This window comes from Haloarcula sp. MBLA0163 (genome assembly GCF_055632435.1).
The window spans coordinates 1,610,474-1,629,084 of sequence record NZ_CM145745.1; the positions used below are offsets into that span (position 1 = coordinate 1,610,474).

The following is an 18,611-nucleotide window of genomic DNA, read 5'->3' on the forward strand; positions in this document are numbered from 1 at the left end:
TCCGTCACCGTCGCATAACCAATACGAGCGACCCCGACTCGGGTACAAATGGGAACTGTCGTCGTCTCCGTCGACGCGGAACTCGGCTGGGGCTTCCACGACTATCCGCCAGAGGACCGCCCGACAGAGCGCATCGAGCGGGCACGCTGGGGGTGGGAGCGCCTCGTCGACCTGTTCGAGGAGTTCGCCGTCCCGGCGACGTGGGCCGTCGTCGGCCACCTGTTCGAGGAGTCGTGCAACGGGGCACACGTCGGCCACCCGTCGCCGCCGGGGTGGTTCGCCCACGAGCGGGAGCCGGACCCGATGCCCGAGCGGTTCCGCTTCGCGCCGGACCTGATTCGCTCGCTTATCGACGCACCCGTACCACACGACGTCGGCTGTCACACCTACTCGCACGTGCTGTTCGGGGCCGACTACGCGACGCCCCAGCTCGCCGACGCGGAGTGCCGCCGGGCGGTCGAAGCGGCCGAGGCCGCCGGCGTCTCGCTACGTTCATTCGTCTTCCCGCGCAACCGCGTCGGCCACCGGGAGGCCCTCGCGAACGCCGGGTTCACCGTCTATCGGGGCACCGCACCGTCGCCCGGCGTCGACGGGCCAGTCCTCGGCCCGGCCCGGAAGGTCGCACGGGCGACGGTGGTCGAACGGCCGCCGCCGCTCGTGACGCCCACCGTCGACGAGTACGGCCTCGTGAACGTCCCCGCGTCGATGTACCTCTTCGAGTTCGAGGGGGTCGCCCGGCAGGTGTTCTCCGCGACCGTCGGCGACCCGGTGGTGAGACAGGCCCGACTCGGCGTCGACGCCGCGGCCGGCGAGGACGGCATCTGTCACCTCTGGTTACACCCGAACAACGTCACCGAGCAGCGCGACGTGGACCGCCTCCGCGCGATTCTGGAACACATCGATAGCCGACGCGAGGACAGCGACCTGACGGTCGAGACGATGTACGACGTCGCGCGGCAGACGCTCCGGGCGGAGTCGACGGCGGTCGCCGACGGTAATACGTCGTAACACAGAGAATACGCCGCCGGGTGCGGTGCCCTGTCACTCGCTGCCGGACTGGGCGGCCGACGTGGCGTCCTCGTCCGCCCCGTCCGCGACGGTGACGGCGTCGTCCTGGAGTCGTTGCTCGGCCGCGTCGCGGTCCTCGGGATAGCCCACGTCCACTCGCCACCCGTCCATGCGGATGGCGTCGATGGTTCGGCCCGAGTGGATGAGGAGGTCCACGGCGTCGCTCAGTTCGTACTCGCCCCGGTCGGAGGGCTGGACGAGGTGACAGGCGTGGAAGATGGCCGGCGTGAACGTGTAGAAGCCGGTCATCACCAGGTTCGACGGCGGGTCGTCGGGTTTCTCGACGACGTCGGTTATCTCCCCGTACTTGTTGGTGTCGCAGACACCGTACCTGCCGGCCTCCTCCCACGGCACCTCCTCGACGAGGAAGGCGGCGTCGGCCCGTTCCTCGCGCTGGCGCGTTATCACGTCACAGAGGTTGGCGTCGAAGACGTTGTCGCCGAGCAGCAGCATGAACTCGTCGTCGACGTGGTCCTCGACGGTGAGGAGGGCCGACGCAAGGCCGTTCTGCTCGCGCTGGTGGGTGTAGGTGATGGGGACACCCTCGAACTCGTCCTCGTAGTAGTCGATGATGACCTGCTTCTTGTAGCCGACGACGACGTACAGTTCCTCGGCTCCGAGCTCCAGGACCTGTTCGAAGCAGTGCGTGAGGAGGGGCTTGCCGGCGACCTCGACCATCCCTTTCGGTTTGTCGTCCGTGAGCGGGCGGAGGCGGGTTCCCTGACCGGCCGCCAGTATCACAGCGTCCATCGTACCGACGAGGCGGCGTCCCGAGAGAAAGGTATGGTCCGCCTTCGGTCGGTAGGCGCCCGTTTCAGACCTCGATGTCGTTGTCCTCGGCCTCGACGCTCGGCAGGCCCAGCAGTCGCCGCGTGGTCTCCGGCGAGGCGACCTCCCGGAGCGAGTAGCGCGTCCGCTCTGCGGCCTGTCGGACGAGCTGGGCGTTGCGCTCGACGGGCGTCTCGGGGCCGACGAAGAGGTTGTCCTCCATCCCGACGACGGGGTGGGCCCCGAGGAAGAAGGCCACGGCGGTCAGCGGGTACTGGTTCGGGCCGGTCGCACGCACGAAGCAGGCCGCCTCGTCGGGGACGGCGTCCAGTAGCGAGAGGACGTTCGTCGGCGTCGCGACGGTCCCGTCGGCGGCCCCGAACAGGAGGGTCACCACCGGCGGGTCCTCCAGCACCGACTGCTCGCGCAGTCGGTAGACCTCCTGCAGGTCGCGACCGCTGGTGACCAACAGGTTGGGCTTTATCCCCCGCGCCGCCAGTTCCTCGACGAACCGGTCGACGTCCCGGCGGCTCGTGTCGGACGCCTCGCGGTAGCCGTACTGGGCGGGACCCACGCGGACGGACGCCAGATCCGGCGCCGGGCTCTCGTCGAGGATGGCGAGGAAGTCGCCGGGCGAACACCGGGGTTCGACGGCGTACTCGACGAGCACGTCGTCCTGACAGAGGTCTCTGACCGCCGACCCGAACGCCGACAGCCGTGACGGGGCCGGCTCGCCGTCGGCGTCCCTGCCGTGGAGGTGGGCCAGCGTCGCGCCGAACGACGCCGATTCGTACACCTGCTCTGCGACCTCGTCGGGGGCCACAGGCAGCGACTCGTTCACGTCCGTCGAATAGCGGTAGCCCGTCGGTGCGACGCCGAGTATCGCCTCGTCGCCGCGAATGTAGTCGTCGTAAGTCATCGTCACCCACACCGATGTAGTGGTGTGTGCGACCACACCACGTATCGCCGGATAGTTATAGAGGCCCTTAAGCCGGCCTCACTCGCGCAGTTCCACGAGCGCGTCGGCGCCGGCGACGATGAAGGCGTCCTCTAGCAGGTGGTCCTCCTCCGCCGGGAGGAAGACGTACTTGTCGTCGGTCTCGGACTGGATGACGGTGAGCTCCGCCATCTCGTAGTCGAGGTTCTCGTGTGGGTCGGGGTCGTCGGGGACGTCGTCCCACTCGTTGTTCGAGAACATGCTTACCCGTGGTAGATGTAGAGTTCACCGTCGCCCTGCACGTCCACGTCGCGGAGACGGCCGCTGTAGTAGTAGGCGTCGACGCCGTTCCCCACGTGGCCGCTGACGACCTTACAGCCGATGTGGTCGCGCTTCTCGTCGGCCGCCGTCCCGCTGTTGACGACCTTCGTCCGCTCCTCGTCGACGACGACGTCGCCTGTGACCGAGAACGTGTAGGTGGCGTCCTCCTCGGCGTCGCCGGTCCCGTCTATCTCGATGCGGTTGGGGTACCCCTTCGGCGCCGACGACTTCTCTGCACCGGTCTCGCTGCGGGCGTCGCCCGCGCTGGACGAGCCACCGTTCTGTCCCTTCTCGGCGGGCGTCTCCGAGTCGTCCGAGGGCGCCGTTTCGGTGGGTTCGGGCGTCGCCGTCTCGGTCGGTTCAGGCGTCGCCGTCTCGGTCTCCGTAGGCTCTGGTGTCGCGGTTTGGGTCGGTTCGGGGGTCGCCGTCGCGGTGGGCTCCGGCGTGGCCGTCTCGGTCGGTTCTGGCGTCGCTGTCGGTTCGGGGGTCGCGGTCTCGGTCGGCTCCGGTGTGGCCGTCTCGGTCTCCGTGGCGGTCGCCGTCTCGGTCGGTTCAGGCGTCGCCGTCTCCGTAGATTCCGGGGTCGCGGTCTCTGTCGTGGTGTTCTCGGTACTGGTCTCGGTCTCCGTGGCGGTCGCGGTCTCCGTCTCGGTCTCGGTTGTCGACTCGGTCGAACTCGTGGCTTCGCCACCGACGGGCGTCCAGATGGCGTAGTCCGTGTTCGCGGGTTCCGCCTCGCTCCCGGTGACGGCTTCGAACCCGTCGGGCACGTCCGTCGGACCGCTGCCGGTGAGTTGGATGTTCTCGCCGGTCCAGTTGCCCGCGACGTCCCACTCCGTGTCGAACGGTTCGCTGTCGCCGTCGTTCGTGATGCGGCAGTTCCGGACGACGCCGGAGCCGCCCTCACCGCGTTCGTGGAAGTCGATGCAGGGGCCGCCGACGTCGGTCCAGTTGAAGTCACAGTCCTCGATGACGACCTCCTGGCCCGCGTCGTCGATCTTGATGCCGCGCTGGGCGCGGCCGCCGCCGGTCTCGGTGGGCGACTCCTCGGTGGCCTCGAAGTAGCAGCCGCGGACGACGCTGTCGCCCGGCGCGAAGCGGACGCCGGCCGAGTTCGTGTTCCGGAAGACGCAGTCTTCGACGATAACCTGTCCGTTCGCACCCGTGTAGGGGTCCGAGACGTAGCAGGCGACGTTGCCGAGCTGGGCGAAGTAACACGCCTTGACGAGGAGGGTCCCGGCGTGGTCCGAGCCGGCGTAGACCCCCGTCGAGTCCGAGTTCTCGACGGTGCCGTCGGGGACGTTCACGTTGACGACCTCCATCGTCGCACCCTCGTCGGCGCCGACGCGCCAGCGGGACTGCTCCTCGCCACGCTTGCCGCGGACGGTGATGTTCTCGACGCGGACGGTCCCGCTCGTCGCCCGTATGGTCGGCCTAACCGTCGTCTCGGGGTCGTCCGGGCGGTTGAACGTGACGCCGTCGGCGGACCCGACGAGCGCTGCGTTGGCGATGTCGCCACCGAGGCCGTCACCAGTGTACTCGTACTCGCCGGCCGGTATCAGGACCTCGTTGCCGTCGACGAAGAACTCCTCCAGATAGGGGTCGATAAGCTCACCATTCTCGAGGCCCTCGTCGGCGAGGTCGACGGTCGTATCGGCCGCGAACGCCCCGGTGACGGCCGTACTCCCGACGGCGGCCGTCGCGGCGACGCCGACGGTCTTCATGAACGTCCGGCGGTTGGTACGATGTCCTTTCTCGGCGGAGTCGTCGTCGTGGCTTCCTGCCATATCCGGGCAGGGTCGACCTACCTGAAAAGGTGTTCTGACCACCTGCTGCGTAGGGTTACCCTACTTACACCGGAATGGTCACCGACTACGTACGGCCTGCTTACCACCCGGAGTTCGTTGCCGGTAGCACGAACTTAATTCAGTTCTTCAGACGATACGCGAAGAAATAGTTCTCTAAGCTGAATCTACCACTGAGTAACGTGTGTCTAAGCATCGCATACCACACCGTCCTCGCCGGTAGGGCTCAGATAACAAAGCCGACAGCCACGGGAGTCCGCGACGATGCGGACACTGCTGTTGGGGTTGGACGGGACCTGTCGCTCGGTCCTCGAACCGCTGTTCGACGCCGGGGTGACGCCGACGCTGTCGGCATTCTTCGAGGAGAGCGTCAGCGGTCCACTGACCTCCCAGCTCCCGCCGTGGACGCCGAGCGCGTGGCCGTCGCTGTACACCGGCGTCAACCCCGGGAAACACGGGGTCTACGGCTTCCTTCGGTTCGACGGCTACGACCACGACGTCGTGGACGCGACGGACGTGCGCGCCCACGCGCTCTGGGAGCTGCTGGACCACCACGGTCACAGCAGCGTCGTGGTGAACGTCCCGGTGACCGCCCCCGCGAGCGCCGTCGAGGGCGCGGTAATCCCCGGTTACGTCTCGCCGGAGGACCCACCGGGCCACCCCGGGGGCGTCCTCGAGGACGTGCGGGAGGCCGTCGGGTCCTACTCGGTCTACGGGCCGATGGACACGCCGGGCGAGGCGGCGCTCGACGACGTGGCGGCCCACGCGAAGACCAGAGGCGACGCGTTCGCCTACCTCGTCGACCGGTTCGACCCCGACTTCGGCTTTCTGGAGTTCCAGCAGACCGACACGGTGTTCCACCGGCGACCGGAGGACACCGAGGCCGTCGAGTGCGTGTTCGGGGCCGTCGACGACGCCGTGGCGACGGCCCTCGACGCCGCGGACCCCGACAACGTCATCGTGGTCAGCGACCACGGCATCGGCCCTTACGAGGGGCGCGAAATCCGCGTTAACGAGTGCTTACGGGACTGGGACCTGCTGGAGACGACGACCGGCGGGGAGGGGATGCCGTCCTGGGACGCCATCGCTCGCCGCCGCCTCCAGCAGGGCGAGAGCGGGGGGACGCCGGACCCGGGCCCGCTGGAGCGGGCCGTCGGCCTCCTCGCTCGCGCCGGCGTGACGAGCCAGCGCGTCGAAGCGGTCCTCGAACCCCTCGGGCTGGCCGACACCGTCGCCCGAATCGTCCCGACAGACGCCGTCCGGGCGGGCACCGAACAGGTCGACTTCCGCGCCTCGCAGGCGTACATGCGCGACCGCATCGAACTGGGGGTCCGCCTCAACCTCGCCGGCCGCGAGCCCGACGGCGTCGTCGCCCCGGGCGCCTACGAGTCGACGCGTCGGGAGGTCATCGACCGACTCGCGGCCGTCGAAGACCCGGACGGGGCGCCGGTCTTCGAGGAGGTCGTCCCACGGGAGGCCGTCTTCGACGGGCCCTACGTGGAGGACGCGCCGGACGTGGTCGTCGTCCCCCGGGCGTTCGACAACTTCCTCAACGGCTCATTGCTCGGCGAGTGGTTCGGGACGCCGCGGGAGCCGTGGAACCACAAGCGCGACGGCATCGTCGCGGCGACCGGGCCGGCTATCGACGGGTCGGCGTCGCTCGCGGACGCGCACCTGTTCGACGTGGCACCGACGGTCCTGAGTACACTCGGCGTCCCGCGTGCCGAACGGATGGACGGGAGTCCGCTCCCGATAGTCGACCCGTCGCCGGTCGCGTCGTACCCCGACTACGAGCAGACGGAGGGACGGGTCCGGGACGACCACGACGTGGCCGACCGACTCGCCAACCTCGGCTATCTCTCGGACGGGGAGTGACCGCCGGCGGGGTCACGAGCAGTCACAGACGTCGGTGCTCACGCGGCCTGGGCTTCCGAGCGACTGGAGCCGCAGGTCACGCCGGTCGAGCGCAGCGCGCTCGGTCACCAGCGGCGTCCCGGTGACGGTGATGGACGATCGGCGGAGGGTCGAGTCGGCCGACTCGACGACGGTGACGCCGTCCCGCCCCCGTCCGGTCTGGCAGACACAGAGGTCCTCGAGGAGCGTCCCGTTGCGCCGGCTTATCATTATCGCCGTGTTTCCGGCGGCGGACCCGTCCACGGTGAGGTCCTGAATCTGCAGCGGGTAGCGGCGCGCCGCGCTGGAACCGTTCTTCGGGTCCTTGGCCCAGAGCGCCCGGACCCCGTCGGCCCGGACGGTGACGTGCGTGTTCCGGATCGTGGCCGACTCGAGCCAGTTGGCGCAGGTGATGCCACCGTCGCTCTCGGTCACGCGGTCCATCACGACGCGACAGCCGTCGACGAGGACGTCCCCGCCCTCGCGGAGGCGGATACCGCGCATGTTCGGGACGCCGGGCCGCGCCGTGTCACAGCGGACCGTCACGCCTTCGACTGTCGCGGGCCCGCTCACCCGCACGTTCGAGACGCCGTTGTTCCGGTAGAGGCCGCCCACGACGTCGACGCGCCCCGGCGCGGGGGAGGCGTAGAGGCCGTTGTCGGGGAAGCCACCCACGAGACAGTCCTCGAACCGGAGATGGCCGCGGTGGTCCTCGCCGAGGTAACAGCCGGTGTTCGTGAACTGGGGTGCACCGCCGTCGGGCATGCGGAGCCGTCGGACGACCCCCGTGCCCTCCGGGTCGGTGACGCCGAACCGCATCGCGTCCTGGTCCACGTCGAACTCGCCGCGCACGGTGACGTCGGCGACGTACAGGTCGTCGGCGACGGTCAGGTGGAGCGGTCGCGGGCCGGTGTTCCCCCGTCGGAAGTCGAACGTCAGCCCCTCGACGGCGAGGTCGATGGCGTCCTCGCTGCGGCCCAGCCCGAACAGCGGCCCGCCGAAGTTCGGGACGGTTGTGATGGTCGCCTCCGGGCCCACGATGCCCAGCTGGGTGAACTCGTCGACGTACCAGTGCTCGTCGAGCAGGTACTCGCCGGGCGGGAACCGGACCAGCGTGTGGTCGGTGTCGAGCGACTGGAGCGTCGCGTGGATGGAGACGGAGCCGGTCGGGTCCGCGCCCGCCTCGACGACGTCGACGACCCGGTCGTAGTCCTCGGGGTCGGGCGTGGCGGTCGGTGACGTTGTGGGCGTCGGAGTCTCTCGAGCGACGGCGGTGTCCGCGGTTGTCGACCGTGTCGTCCACGACGTGGGAGTCGTGGTCCTGGGGGCACCGTCCTCGCGCGGACACCCAGCGAGCGAGCCGAGCAGCCCGGCAGCACCCAGTCTGGCGAGGAATCGACGGCGCGTCCGTTCCCGTGACATACCGTCCCTGACCACGAGTGGCGAATTGTTATGGTGGCTTTATGTCGAGTAATACCCCGCTGGCGTCAGTCGTCCCCGACGGCGGGCGAGACGGAGGCCGAGGACGCCTGGCCACCCTCGGGCTGGCCGTCGCCCACCGGCAGGTCGATGCGGTCGTCGAGATGCTGTTCGTAGTTCCGGTCGACCAGCAGCGCCCCCACGAGGAAGGCGGTACCGAGGAGGAACGACCCGAGCAGGCGGGGGAGCGCCTCGAGCAGGGGCCCGTCGCTCCGCACCGCGTCGACGACACCGGCGACGACGGCCATCGCGGCGCCGAGGAACAGCGCGAGCATCGAGTACGGCCCCTCCTCGACGTGTTTGGTCCGGAGGCGCCAGAGGAAGTCCCGGAGGAGCATCCCGGACACCTTCGGGATGTACGAACGGTACGTGATGTGGCTCTCCTCGTCGCCGTAGTTCGCCGGCCGCGGCACGTCGACGACCCGGAGCCCCGCGACGTTCAGCCTGACGAGGAGGTCGTTGCAGTAGCCGTAGTACTCGTACATGTCCTCGATGCCCGCCGTCTCCAGCGCGTGCAGCGAGATGGCGGTGTACCCGTTCTGCGGGTCGCCGATGGTCCAGTAGCCGCTCGCGATGCGGGTCAGCCACGTCAGGATGCGGTTGCCGACGTAGCGGAAGCGGGGCATCCCGCTCCGGTGGGCCTCGTTCATCAGGCGGTTCCCCTTGACGTAGTCGGCTTCACCCTCGACGATCGGGCGGACCACGCCCTCGAGGAGTTCCGGCTGCATCTGGGCGTCCCCGCCCATGACCGCGGTCACGTCGATGCCGTCCTCGCGGGCGGCGAGGTAGCCGGTCTTTATCGCGCCGCCGACGCCGCGGTTCGCGTCGTGCTTGATGGGAACCACACGGCGCGAGAAGCCGTTTCTGGAGGTCGACGCGGCGTTGACACGCTCGGCGGTCCGGCGTATCTCCGCCCACGTCCCGTCGGTCGAGCCGTCCTCGACCGCGTATATCCGGTCGACGTAGTCGGGAATCGTCTCGATGGTCTCGCCGACCAGTCCCTCCTCGTTGTAGGCCGGCACGACGACGGCGACTGTTGCCTCACGGTACATCGTCACCACGCTCCGACGCGCGGGGGAGTTTCAGGACCCATTCTCGCCGGGAACTGGTGCCGTCTCTGGCATTGTTATGGTCGGCTTGTGCCGCGCGTCGGAGCGGTTCGGCGCTGTTGAACGGCAGCGTCGCGTCGCCCCCCGGTAACGGCGGCATGTCGACGCCAGTAGCGAGCTCTTACCGCCGCACACAGCGCCTATAACAATACCGACAGCCCCGAGGTGATGTGACGATGACGCTGAACAGCGCAGTCGTCGGCGGCGGCACGGTGTCCGACGTCCACCTCTCCGGTCTCCAGAAGTGTCCGCTGACGAACCTCGTCGCCATCTGCGACCTCGACGAGTCCCGAGCGAGAGCGAAGGCGACGGAGTACGACATCGGGGCCTTCGCCGACTTCGAGGGGATGCTCGCCCGCGAGGACCTCGACTGGCTCCACCTCTGTACGCCCGTCCAGACACACCTCGACCTGGCGCGGATGGCCATCGAGGACGGTATCGCCGTCCAGATAGAGAAGCCCGTGACGACGTCGGCCGTCGAAGCGGAGGAGCTGGAGTCGCTCGCCGCCGACCACGACGTACCAGTGTCGGTCGTCCACAACCACAACTTCGACCCGGCCGTCCGCAAGGCGGCCCGGCTCGTCGACCGCGGCGCCATCGGCGACGTCCGCTCCGTGAACATCCTCTACACCGGCGAGACGTACCCCGACGACGTGCGCCGGGGCGCGTGGGCGTTCGACCTCCCCGGCGGCGAGTTCGAGGAGGGGCTCCCACACCCCATCTACATCGTGCTGAAACTCGGCGGCTACCCGGTCGACGAAGACGCGATTCAGGCCCAGACGGGGCTCACCAGGGAGTACGAACAGGGGTTCGACTACGACAGCGTCCAGTTCCAGTACACCAGCGAGACCGGCGTCCTCTGTAACGCCACGATACTGGCCAGCGACGTCCCGCACAAGTCCGTCCGTATCCACGGCGAGCGCGGCAGTCTCCTCGTCGACGTCGTCTCCCAGACGGTGACGGTCCTCGACCGGGACTACGAGACCTCCGCGAAGGCCCGCGCGCTCACGAACGTCGACCACGTCCTCGGCCGCATCGAGGGGACCCTGGAGAACCTCGTCGCCGTCGCCCGGCGGAGCCTCACCGACGACTGGGCGGCCGAACGCGACCTCGACTCCCACTACTACCAGTTCGACGCCGAGGCCAGAGCGATCCTCAACGGCGACCCGATGCCGGTCCCAGTCGCCGAGGGGACGTGGACGCTCCGTATCATGGAGGCGGTCCGACAGGCCGCGGCGCGACCGGCCGCCGGCGAGCAGATTCAACTGAACACAGACTCGGTGTAAGCGTCCGTTACCCAGAGACGGCGCTCTATAACAAAGCCGTACTCTTCTGAAACCCGGCCATACCGAGGCGGGCACCAGCCCGTCGGACCATCATGGAACGGGAGACACTCGCAATCAGGAGCATCGCGTTGGTACTGCTCGTCGTCGGCGCAAGTATCGGCCCCTTAGGACCGGTCGGCACGGCCGCGGGGAACGTCGAGAACGTCGAGAACAGACCGGACGCCTACAGCGTGGTGCAGGGCGAGCGGTGTGTTCCGCTTACCATCGTCGGCGACGGATCACAGGACGTCGTCACGTACTACGACTACCAGAACGACACGGACTTCAGCTCGCACGGGACCGAAGAGCGTCAGGTGTCGCAGGTAAGCCAGTTCTACGTCTACCGCGGGTCAGAGGGCGACAGTCTCGTCTTCCTCCACGACAAGCGCAACGACGGGGGCGACACCGCCGGCGCCGTCTCGATGGACATCACGAACATCCCGACCGAGGCGGCGTGGGCCGTCGAGGACGACAACTACCCGAACCGGGACGACCGGTTCATCCACAACGCCACGTCCAGCCAGATGGACTGGATGTGGGAGCCCGACCGGAACGACGGGGGCGCGCTGCGCGGGCTGGCGCACGCCAACGACTCCGCCATCGTCATCGACGCCGAGTGGGGCAACGACACCTACGCGGCCGAGACTGAGGACTGGGAATACGCCGACGATCCCCTGAGCTGGCGGGCCAGAGGGCCGGAGGAGCGCCTCGCCCCGCTCTCGAAGAACGCCTCGGTCTCGGTCCAGCAGGGGGCCTGTGCGGCCGGGAGCGCACCGAACGCGTCGCTGACGGCGTCGCCGTCGAACGCCACCGTCGGCCAGACGGTCACCTACGACGCCAGCAACTCGACGGACGACGGGGAGATCTACGGCTACTTCTGGGACACGGACGGCGACGGCAGCGTCGAGGTCGAGACGGACGGGCCGACGCTGAACCGGACCTACGAGACGACCGGCGAGAAGACGGTCACCGTGTTCGTCGACGACACGGAGCGTCGGCGCGGCGAGGCCACCGCGTCGGTGACAGTCTCGTCGAACCAGTCCGTCGAGGCGGTCATCGAGGGGCCGGCGAGCGCCCGCGTGGGCGAGACGGTCACCTTCGACGGGCGCAACTCGACCGTGGGCGACGGCGGCACGTACGCGTGGACGCTCGGTGACGGCACCAGTGCGACCGGGTCCACCGTGCAGCACGCCTACACGCAGACTGGCTCGTACAACGTCTCCCTGACCGTCAGCGACGGCCAGGGCGACACCGACACGGCCAACACCAGCATCGAGGTCGTGGTGGACCAGCCGCCCGAAGCGGCTCTGTCGGCGCCGGAGACGGCACGCCGGAACGAGAGCGTCGTGCTGGACGCCAGCAACTCGACGGACGACGTCGGTATCAGCGAGTACCGCTGGGACGTCGACGGCGACGGGACGGTCGACCGACGCACCAACGCCTCGCAGATACAGACGTCGTTTGACAACACGGGGAACCGGACGGTGACCGTCACCGTCGCCGACGCCAGCGGCCAGACCGACAGCGCGAACGCGACAATCGCGGTCCAGCGCAACGCGAGCGAGGACCCGGTCGCCAGACTCGACGCGCCCGCGACCGCCCGCCCGGCGACGAACGTCACGCTGGACGCCAGCAACTCGACGGTCCCCCGCGGCGGCGCAACGTACGCGTGGGACACCGACGGCGACGGCACCGCCGAGAACGTGACGACGACCGCCTCGCTGACCACGTCGTTCGACACCGTCGGCAATCGGAGCGTGAGCGTGAGCGTCACGGACGCCGCGAACGTCTCCTCGACGGCGACGGCGACGGTCAGCGTCGCGGCCGAGAGGGACCTGTCGGCCACGCTGTCGGCTGACCGCCGGGAGCTCCGGCCGGGCGAGGCCGTCGTCTTCACCGCCGAGGCCACGCCGCCGGACCGGGTCACCGGGGAGCGCCTCGACTTCGGCGACGGGGAGACGACCACGACCGTCGAGACCGAGAACAGGCACGTCTTCGAGACGGCCGGGGAGTACACGGTGACCTACGAGGTGACCGGCCGCTACGGCCAGACGGCGAACGCCGCCGTCGCGGTGACCGTCGAACCGGCGTCCGGCGGTGGCGACGGGAGCGACAGCGGCGGCGGTGACGACGGTGGCGGCGGTGGTGGCGGAGGCGGCGGTGGCGGTGGAGCAGCCCCCGCTCCGGCGCCGGAGCCCGACGACGACGAACCGGCCGCGACGGCGACCCGCGACGGGAGCGGCGTCACCGTCCAGAGCAACGTGGACGCCGACGTCGTCGGCGTCGGCCTCGACGACGGGGCGCTCGGGAGCGGCCCGGTGACGGTCGAGCGCGTCGCGATGAGCGACGTCTCGTCCGGGAGCGCGGTGACGGTGTCAGACGCGTGGAACGGGAGCGACGGGCCGCCGACCGGGACCGACGAGACGCTGCTGGCGCTCGGCCCGACCGTCTCGTCCAGTCCCGCGCCCGCCTCGGTCACGTACCGGCTCGCCGTCGACCGTGCGGCTGTCCGCGAGCGCGGCGGCTCTGTCGACGCCCTCGTCGTCGCGACGTGGAACGGGTCCGGGTGGGAGCCGGTCGAGACGACGCTGGTCCGGAACGAGTCGACGGTCGTCCTCAACGCGACGGCCGGCCCGGAGGACCCGCTCGCCGTCGGGCTTCCGACGGCACGGGTCCAGGGAACCGACATCGCCGTCGCGGGCTCACCGGTGGCGAACCAGTCGGTCGACGTCACGGTGACGCTCGCCAACACGGGACATCGAGACGGGTCCGAGACGGTCACGACGGTCCTCGGCGGTCGGGTCGTCGCCTCCGAGCGCGTGACGATTCGGGCGGGCGAGACCGAGCGGCTCCGGTTCAGCGTCGTCCCGACGGCGGCCGGGCAGCAGCGTCTGACCGTCGCCGGCCTCGAGACGACGATCGACGTCGCACCGGCGAGAGCCGACATCGGCTCCCCGTCGGTCGACGTCGAACGGGAGACGGTCGACGCCGGGGAGTCCGTGCAGGTGCGCGCGACGTTCCGCAACGACGGGACCGTCACCGGCACCGAGAACGCCTCCTTCGTCGTCTTCGGCGAGGTGGTCGAACGCCAGTCCGTGACCGTCGCACCCGGCGAGACGGAGACGGTCACCTTCGAGCAGCGCATCGAACACCCCGGCCGCTACACCGTGGGCGTCAACGGGCAGAACGCGTCGGTGACCGTCGGCGGCGAGGCGAGGACCGCCCGGACGGAGTCGTGGGCCGGGTCCGAGGGCGGCGACGGTGGGTCGATGTCGCCGCTCCTGCTCGGTGTCCTCGCGCTGGGCGGTATCGGACTCGTCGGGGGCAGCATCGCCGTCCTCAGCCGGCAGCTCTGAGGCGGCCGGCGTTCGGTATCTGGTCTTTCTCAGGGTTTTGCGGTAGCTCTCGAGGCGAGAAGCTACCGATAGCCACCGATATGTAGGACAGTAGGTTCGAACCTACACTGTACCCAACCGGGAGACCCCAACGGCCGCATCCCGCAGCGTCGGCCCCACCGGTCGCCAGTCAAGAAGACTCGTGCTCAGGGCTCCCGAGGGTGAGAGTCGCCGTGGCGGTCGCGAGCGTCGACCGAGTAAGCAGGTCGCCAGTAAGCAAAGCGGGATGGCGACGGCGGTTGCCCGAGCCGACCGACGACCGGTCCGGTCACCGCGGCGCGACGTCGATTCGGAGGTACAGCACCTTGTCTGCAGTCCCGTCGTCGAGGGTGTCCGGCATCGGGCCGCGGACGACGTAGTACGCCAGCCGGAGGTCCTGGCCGGCCATCGTCGGCGTGACCCTGTGGTCGTACGTCCACGTCTCGTTCACGCCGACCCGCTGTGACTGCCGTCTGAGCGTCTCGCTCGCGAGGACCGTCCCGCCGTCGACCCGCTGGAGCCTCGTGACCACGGTGTAGTTCGCGGCGGCGTCGTGGTGGTTCGTCACCTCGAGAACGAGCGGGGTCGACTCGCCGACGGTGCCGTTCGTCGGGTAGCCACCGGCCATGTACTCGCCGGAGGCCGACTCGGTCAACAGCGACGCGCTGGTGTAGGACATCGACTGGGTGGGGCCCGCCAGCGCGACGGTGAGCGAGCCGAGTGCGGCCACGACGGCGATACAGAGGCAGACGGTCAGCGCGCGGGTCACCGCGTCGCCGCCGAAGAAGCGCTCCGTCCCGGTCTGGCGGGCGACCGCCAGCGGGTCGAACCGTTCGTGGGCCGGGACGGCGAGGCGCCGAGCAGTGCCGACGACGACGCCGAGGACGACGACGAGCCACACCGTCGCGAGCACGGACTCCGTGGTCAGTCGGACGCCCAGGGCCCCGAGCGTGACCGCGGCGAGCGGAATCAGCGTCACGCTGAGCCCGAACGACAGCGCCAGGCGTTCGCGTGCGAGGACGCCGTCGTGGGCGGCCGTCAGCGAGAGCCCGATAGCCCCCTCGCCGGCGTCCCTGTTCTGTGGGCGACGGGGGAAGAGCGCGGCGATGACCGCGTACCCCGGGACGAAGAACACCAGGACCGAGCCGACCACAAAGCCGACCACTGTCCCGCCGACGCCGACAGTCACCGCCGCGGTGGCGAAGACGGTGTAGACGAGCAGCGCAACGAGGTCTATCGGTACGACCTCGAGCGTCGACGCCGCCAGGCGGCGCGCGGTCTCGGTGACGCTCACGCCACGGACCCCCACCGGTCGGTCGTCGACGCACGGGTCGCCAGAACGCTAACCCCAGACATTGTTCGGTACGGGCTTTCCGGGTACGTCGCTTTGTTATGGCGTCCGTACCCCCGGAACGGCCGCCTCGACGGCCCGCAGGGACGCTGATTGCGTCCGGAGGTAGGCTGGCTATAACTTACCCCCCGTGGTCGCCACTACGAAGCGAGCGATGTTGGCGCCTACCGGTCTCCGGAACTGGGGGATACGAAGAGGGATGGACCCATGAGCCTGGAAATAACCGCACTCGACGAGAGCGACAGCGACGTCTGGAACGACACGTTGGAGCGCACCGACGAGCGGACGCCGTTCCATCGCTTCGAGGCGCTCTCGGTGTTCGCCGACCACGCCGACGCGGCGTTCCACCCGCTGATAGGGTACAAAGGCCAGGAGCCCGTCGGGCTGTTCCCGCTGTTCACCATCGAGAAGGGACCGATAACGACGGCTTTCTCGCCACCACCGGACCTGAAGGTGAGCTACCTCGGGCCCGTCATCCTGACCAGCCCCGGGATGAAGTCCAACTCTATCGAGCGCCGTCGCCGGCGGTTCGTCGAGCGCTGTCTGGACTGGCTCGACCGGACCCACGCCCCCCGGTACGTCCACGTCCGAACGTCCATCACGACGCCCGACACGCGCCCGTTCGACTGGGAGATGTTCGAGGAGACGCCGCGGTTCACCTACGTCGTCGACCTCGACGCCGGCCCGGACGCGCTGTTCGACCGGTTCAGTCGCGACGCCCGGTCGAACGTCAGGGAGGCAGAGGACGCCTGTACGGTGACCGAGTCGGGACACGCGGCCGCGCGGAGCATCATCACGCAGGTCCGCAACCGGCACGCGGAACAGGACCTCGAGTTCCCCGTGACCATCGAGCTGGTCGAGGACCTCTACGAGGCGCTGCCGGAGGGCTACCTCCGCCCCTACGTCTGTACCATCGACGGCGTGTTCGCTGGCGGGAGCCTCGTGCTCGACGACGGCCGCCGGGCGTACGGCTGGCAGGGGACGGTCAAGACCGACCTCGAATACGACATCAACGACCTGCTGCACTGGTACGTCATCCGCGACGCGTCCGCACGCGGGGTCGGAGCGTACGACCTCGTCGGGGCGAACAACCCGCGGCTGTCACGCTACAAGTCGAAGTTCGCCCCGACGCTGACCCGCTACCACTCGCTCGAGCGGAGTGCGCCCGGGTTCGGCGCGATGGCTCGGCTCTACCGACGGCTCAAGTGAGCTACCACTCAGTCGTCCCGCATCGTCTCTAACCACGTCTCGATGCGCTCGTTGCCGAAGAACCGGACGGTGTTGGCCTCCCTGTCGTAGTCGAGGACGCCCGCGTCGTCCAGCTTCGGGAGGTGGACGTGGTGGAGCGAGACGCCGACGCGGTGTGTCGAGACGTCGGCGAGGTCCGTCCCCTGTTCGGTCTGTGCGACCGTCGCGGCCAGCGACTCCAGCGAGTGCTCGCGCTCGTCGGCGTCGACGAGCGCTCGCAGCAGGATGCGCCGCCGGTTCGACGAGAGGAGCTCGATACACTCCGCATCGGGTAGCAGGCCGGTGTCGCTGTCCGCGTCGGCCATCGGCGACGAGTCGTCCTCACCCGTCATGGCTGCGTGCGGAGGGCGTGGTCTGGCGAGGCGGTACGCCGTCGCTCATTGCCCGCCGCGCACCGACCGTATCGTCCGGTAAGCAAGTCCGACCGTGAGGAGACCGATGCCGATCAGGAGGAACCGTTTCAGTGCGAACATCACACCAGTCAACTCGCTGTCGCTCAGGTAGTTATGCACTTCCTTCTGGCCGACACACGGGTGCTGGGCGCGGATACGACGGCGGGCGTTCGCGGCCGACGACCGCCAGTCACGCGCCCTACCGCCGCTAACCACGGAATAACAATACCGGGCCACGCCGTCGGCTTCGACGCGGGGAGAGCGAACACCTGCGCGTACTGGCCCACACCGGTCCATCCCTTGCCAACTCACCCACCCCACCCCCACTCAGGCCACACGAGGCGGCGGCCGCCGTCGTCCCGGCTGCGCTGTCCGCTCTCCCCCAACGCAGCCTTATTCCGGGTTATCACGTCATGTAGCCGCCGTAACGCGGTCTTATGCCTCAAAGCGTCCTGTGTATTTAATACATCACTCCGGGCATCGCTACGTGTGAGACATGAGTCAAGGTGAGTCAGCGACCCCCCTCGAAGAACTGTTGCCCTCGACGGAGACGCCGCTCACCGCCGAGGTGTTCGTCCACTCGTTGGCGCCCGTGGGGAGCAAGCGACAGCAGGACGCCCTCGTCGAGCGACTGTCGGGACTCGCCGAGGACGGGACGCTGGCCGACGTCGATTTGCTGGTCTGGGGCGATAGCATCTGTACTGGGAGCGTGCTCGCGGACGTCGGTAGCGGCCAGCGCATCGTCTCGACCATCGGCGAGTTCTACGCACTCGCTGCCAAACGCGGCATCTCTATCTCGCCGTTCTTCCGGATCACGAAGGTCACCTCCAGTTTCGCCGACGAGTCGTTCCGACGTATCGTCCCGCCGTGTCGGTGTCTGGCGCTCTACGCGGAGCAGGAGCTCGTCGCCGTGTTCCCCTGTCTCGTCGACGGCGTAGCGTACACGCCGGAAGACGCCATCTCGGTGCTCGAACGAACCCGCAGCGCGTCGGTGTCCTCGCGCGCGCTGGCGGACGAGTGATCGCGACTCAGAGACAGGCCGGCCCGTACTGCACGAGCAACAGGCTGTTGTGACCGACGGCGAACAGCTGCGGCAGCGAGAACGCCGTCAGCGCCGCTCGTCGGTAGGAGGGTCTGACCCGCCGGTAGACGGCGAACAGGGCCCCCAGTGCGGCTAGCTTCAGCCCAAGGAGCCCGGCGCCCCCGGCGGTGTCAAGCGCCGCGCGCGCGACGGGGTTGGCCTCGCTGAAACACATCGAGACACCGATCAGCGTCAGGACGACGTCGGCCGCGGAGGCGACGACGACCACGCCCCAGAGCAGGTGGTCGAGGTCCGTGCCACACTCCTCGACGAACGCCACCTCTGTCGTGAAGTCGGACGCCACTCGTGACACCAGCGCTGCACGCCGTATGGTAACGAACCGAGTAACCGACGGCCGCCCGGCTAGAAGGACGCGATTACCGCCAGAAACGGCCGCCTATGGGACGAATCGGTGCAAAATTCGGGATAGACTGGGGCTCGGGTCGCAGCCCTCTCGTAC

At 69.0% G+C, this 18,611-nt stretch carries 15 protein-coding genes; 6 read left to right on the plus strand and 9 right to left on the minus strand.

Features of this window, described 5'->3' with window-relative positions; genetic code table 11:
• Positions 1-48: 48 nt before the first annotated feature.
• On the plus strand, positions 49-1,008 hold the full coding sequence (locus ACV7GQ_RS08515; protein WP_470313082.1) for a polysaccharide deacetylase family protein: 960 nt from the start codon (positions 49-51) through the stop codon (positions 1,006-1,008).
• 33 nt (positions 1,009-1,041) lie between these two features.
• Here ACV7GQ_RS08515 and aglF read toward each other — a convergent pair whose 3' ends face one another.
• The 4 genes from aglF to ACV7GQ_RS08535 form a co-directional block, all read right to left on the minus strand.
• Positions 1,042-1,818 carry a UTP--glucose-1-phosphate uridylyltransferase AglF gene (aglF, locus tag ACV7GQ_RS08520; RefSeq protein ID WP_470313083.1) on the minus strand — a complete coding sequence of 259 codons (777 nt, stop codon included), beginning with the start codon at positions 1,816-1,818 and terminating at the stop codon, positions 1,042-1,044.
• A 64-nt stretch (positions 1,819-1,882) separates the two neighbouring features.
• Positions 1,883-2,755 (minus strand): beta-keto acid cleavage family enzyme, encoded by an 873-nt coding sequence (locus tag ACV7GQ_RS08525; RefSeq protein ID WP_470313084.1) that lies wholly within the window; start codon positions 2,753-2,755, stop codon positions 1,883-1,885.
• A 78-nt stretch (positions 2,756-2,833) separates the two neighbouring features.
• A complete protein-coding gene (locus ACV7GQ_RS08530) occupies positions 2,834-3,034 on the minus strand; it encodes a hypothetical protein (protein WP_470313085.1) in 201 nt (66 codons plus the stop codon).
• A gap of 2 nt (positions 3,035-3,036) precedes the next feature.
• Positions 3,037-4,881, minus strand: a complete 1,845-nt coding sequence (locus ACV7GQ_RS08535; RefSeq protein ID WP_470313086.1) for a right-handed parallel beta-helix repeat-containing protein — start codon at positions 4,879-4,881, stop codon at positions 3,037-3,039.
• Between the two features lie 282 nt (positions 4,882-5,163).
• Here ACV7GQ_RS08535 and ACV7GQ_RS08540 point away from each other — a divergent pair, with 282 nt between their 5' ends.
• Entirely contained in the window at positions 5,164-6,774 is a 1,611-nt protein-coding gene (locus ACV7GQ_RS08540) for an alkaline phosphatase family protein (RefSeq protein WP_470313087.1), read from the plus strand.
• Positions 6,775-6,786: 12 nt separating this feature from the next.
• Here the strand turns inward: ACV7GQ_RS08540 and ACV7GQ_RS08545 are convergent, their stop codons facing one another.
• Together ACV7GQ_RS08545 and ACV7GQ_RS08550 are read right to left on the minus strand one after the other, a co-directional pair.
• Complete coding sequence (locus ACV7GQ_RS08545; protein WP_470313088.1) at positions 6,787-8,214, minus strand: hypothetical protein; 1,428 nt, start codon at positions 8,212-8,214, stop codon at positions 6,787-6,789.
• A 65-nt stretch (positions 8,215-8,279) separates the two neighbouring features.
• Positions 8,280-9,323, minus strand: a complete 1,044-nt coding sequence (locus tag ACV7GQ_RS08550) for a glycosyltransferase family 2 protein (protein WP_470313089.1) — start codon at positions 9,321-9,323, stop codon at positions 8,280-8,282.
• Between the two features lie 233 nt (positions 9,324-9,556).
• Between ACV7GQ_RS08550 and ACV7GQ_RS08555 the strand changes: the two genes are divergently transcribed.
• Together ACV7GQ_RS08555 and ACV7GQ_RS08560 are read left to right on the plus strand one after the other, a co-directional pair.
• Complete coding sequence (locus ACV7GQ_RS08555) at positions 9,557-10,666, plus strand: Gfo/Idh/MocA family protein (RefSeq protein ID WP_470313090.1); 1,110 nt, start codon at positions 9,557-9,559, stop codon at positions 10,664-10,666.
• 92 nt (positions 10,667-10,758) lie between these two features.
• A complete protein-coding gene (locus tag ACV7GQ_RS08560; RefSeq protein WP_470313091.1) occupies positions 10,759-14,061 on the plus strand; it encodes a PKD domain-containing protein in 3,303 nt (1,100 codons plus the stop codon).
• Between the two features lie 307 nt (positions 14,062-14,368).
• Here ACV7GQ_RS08560 and ACV7GQ_RS08565 read toward each other — a convergent pair whose 3' ends face one another.
• Positions 14,369-15,373: a DUF1616 domain-containing protein gene (locus tag ACV7GQ_RS08565; RefSeq protein ID WP_470313092.1), complete on the minus strand. Its 1,005-nt coding sequence runs from the start codon at positions 15,371-15,373 to the stop codon at positions 14,369-14,371.
• Between the two features lie 264 nt (positions 15,374-15,637).
• Here ACV7GQ_RS08565 and ACV7GQ_RS08570 point away from each other — a divergent pair, with 264 nt between their 5' ends.
• A complete protein-coding gene (locus ACV7GQ_RS08570; protein WP_470313093.1) occupies positions 15,638-16,639 on the plus strand; it encodes a GNAT family N-acetyltransferase in 1,002 nt (333 codons plus the stop codon).
• 8 nt (positions 16,640-16,647) lie between these two features.
• Here the strand turns inward: ACV7GQ_RS08570 and ACV7GQ_RS08575 are convergent, their stop codons facing one another.
• Positions 16,648-17,010, minus strand: a complete 363-nt coding sequence (locus ACV7GQ_RS08575; protein ID WP_470313094.1) for a DUF7344 domain-containing protein — start codon at positions 17,008-17,010, stop codon at positions 16,648-16,650.
• Positions 17,011-17,566: 556 nt separating this feature from the next.
• Between ACV7GQ_RS08575 and ACV7GQ_RS08580 the strand changes: the two genes are divergently transcribed.
• Positions 17,567-18,091: an HTH domain-containing protein gene (locus ACV7GQ_RS08580; protein WP_470313095.1), complete on the plus strand. Its 525-nt coding sequence runs from the start codon at positions 17,567-17,569 to the stop codon at positions 18,089-18,091.
• Positions 18,092-18,098: 7 nt separating this feature from the next.
• On the opposite strand, the gene ACV7GQ_RS08585 is transcribed toward ACV7GQ_RS08580, so the two are convergent.
• The gene (locus ACV7GQ_RS08585) at positions 18,099-18,464 is read right to left on the minus strand and encodes a DUF5658 family protein (RefSeq protein WP_470313096.1); all 366 of its coding nucleotides are present in this window, start codon (positions 18,462-18,464) and stop codon (positions 18,099-18,101) included.
• Between the last annotated feature and the right edge of the window lie 147 nt (positions 18,465-18,611).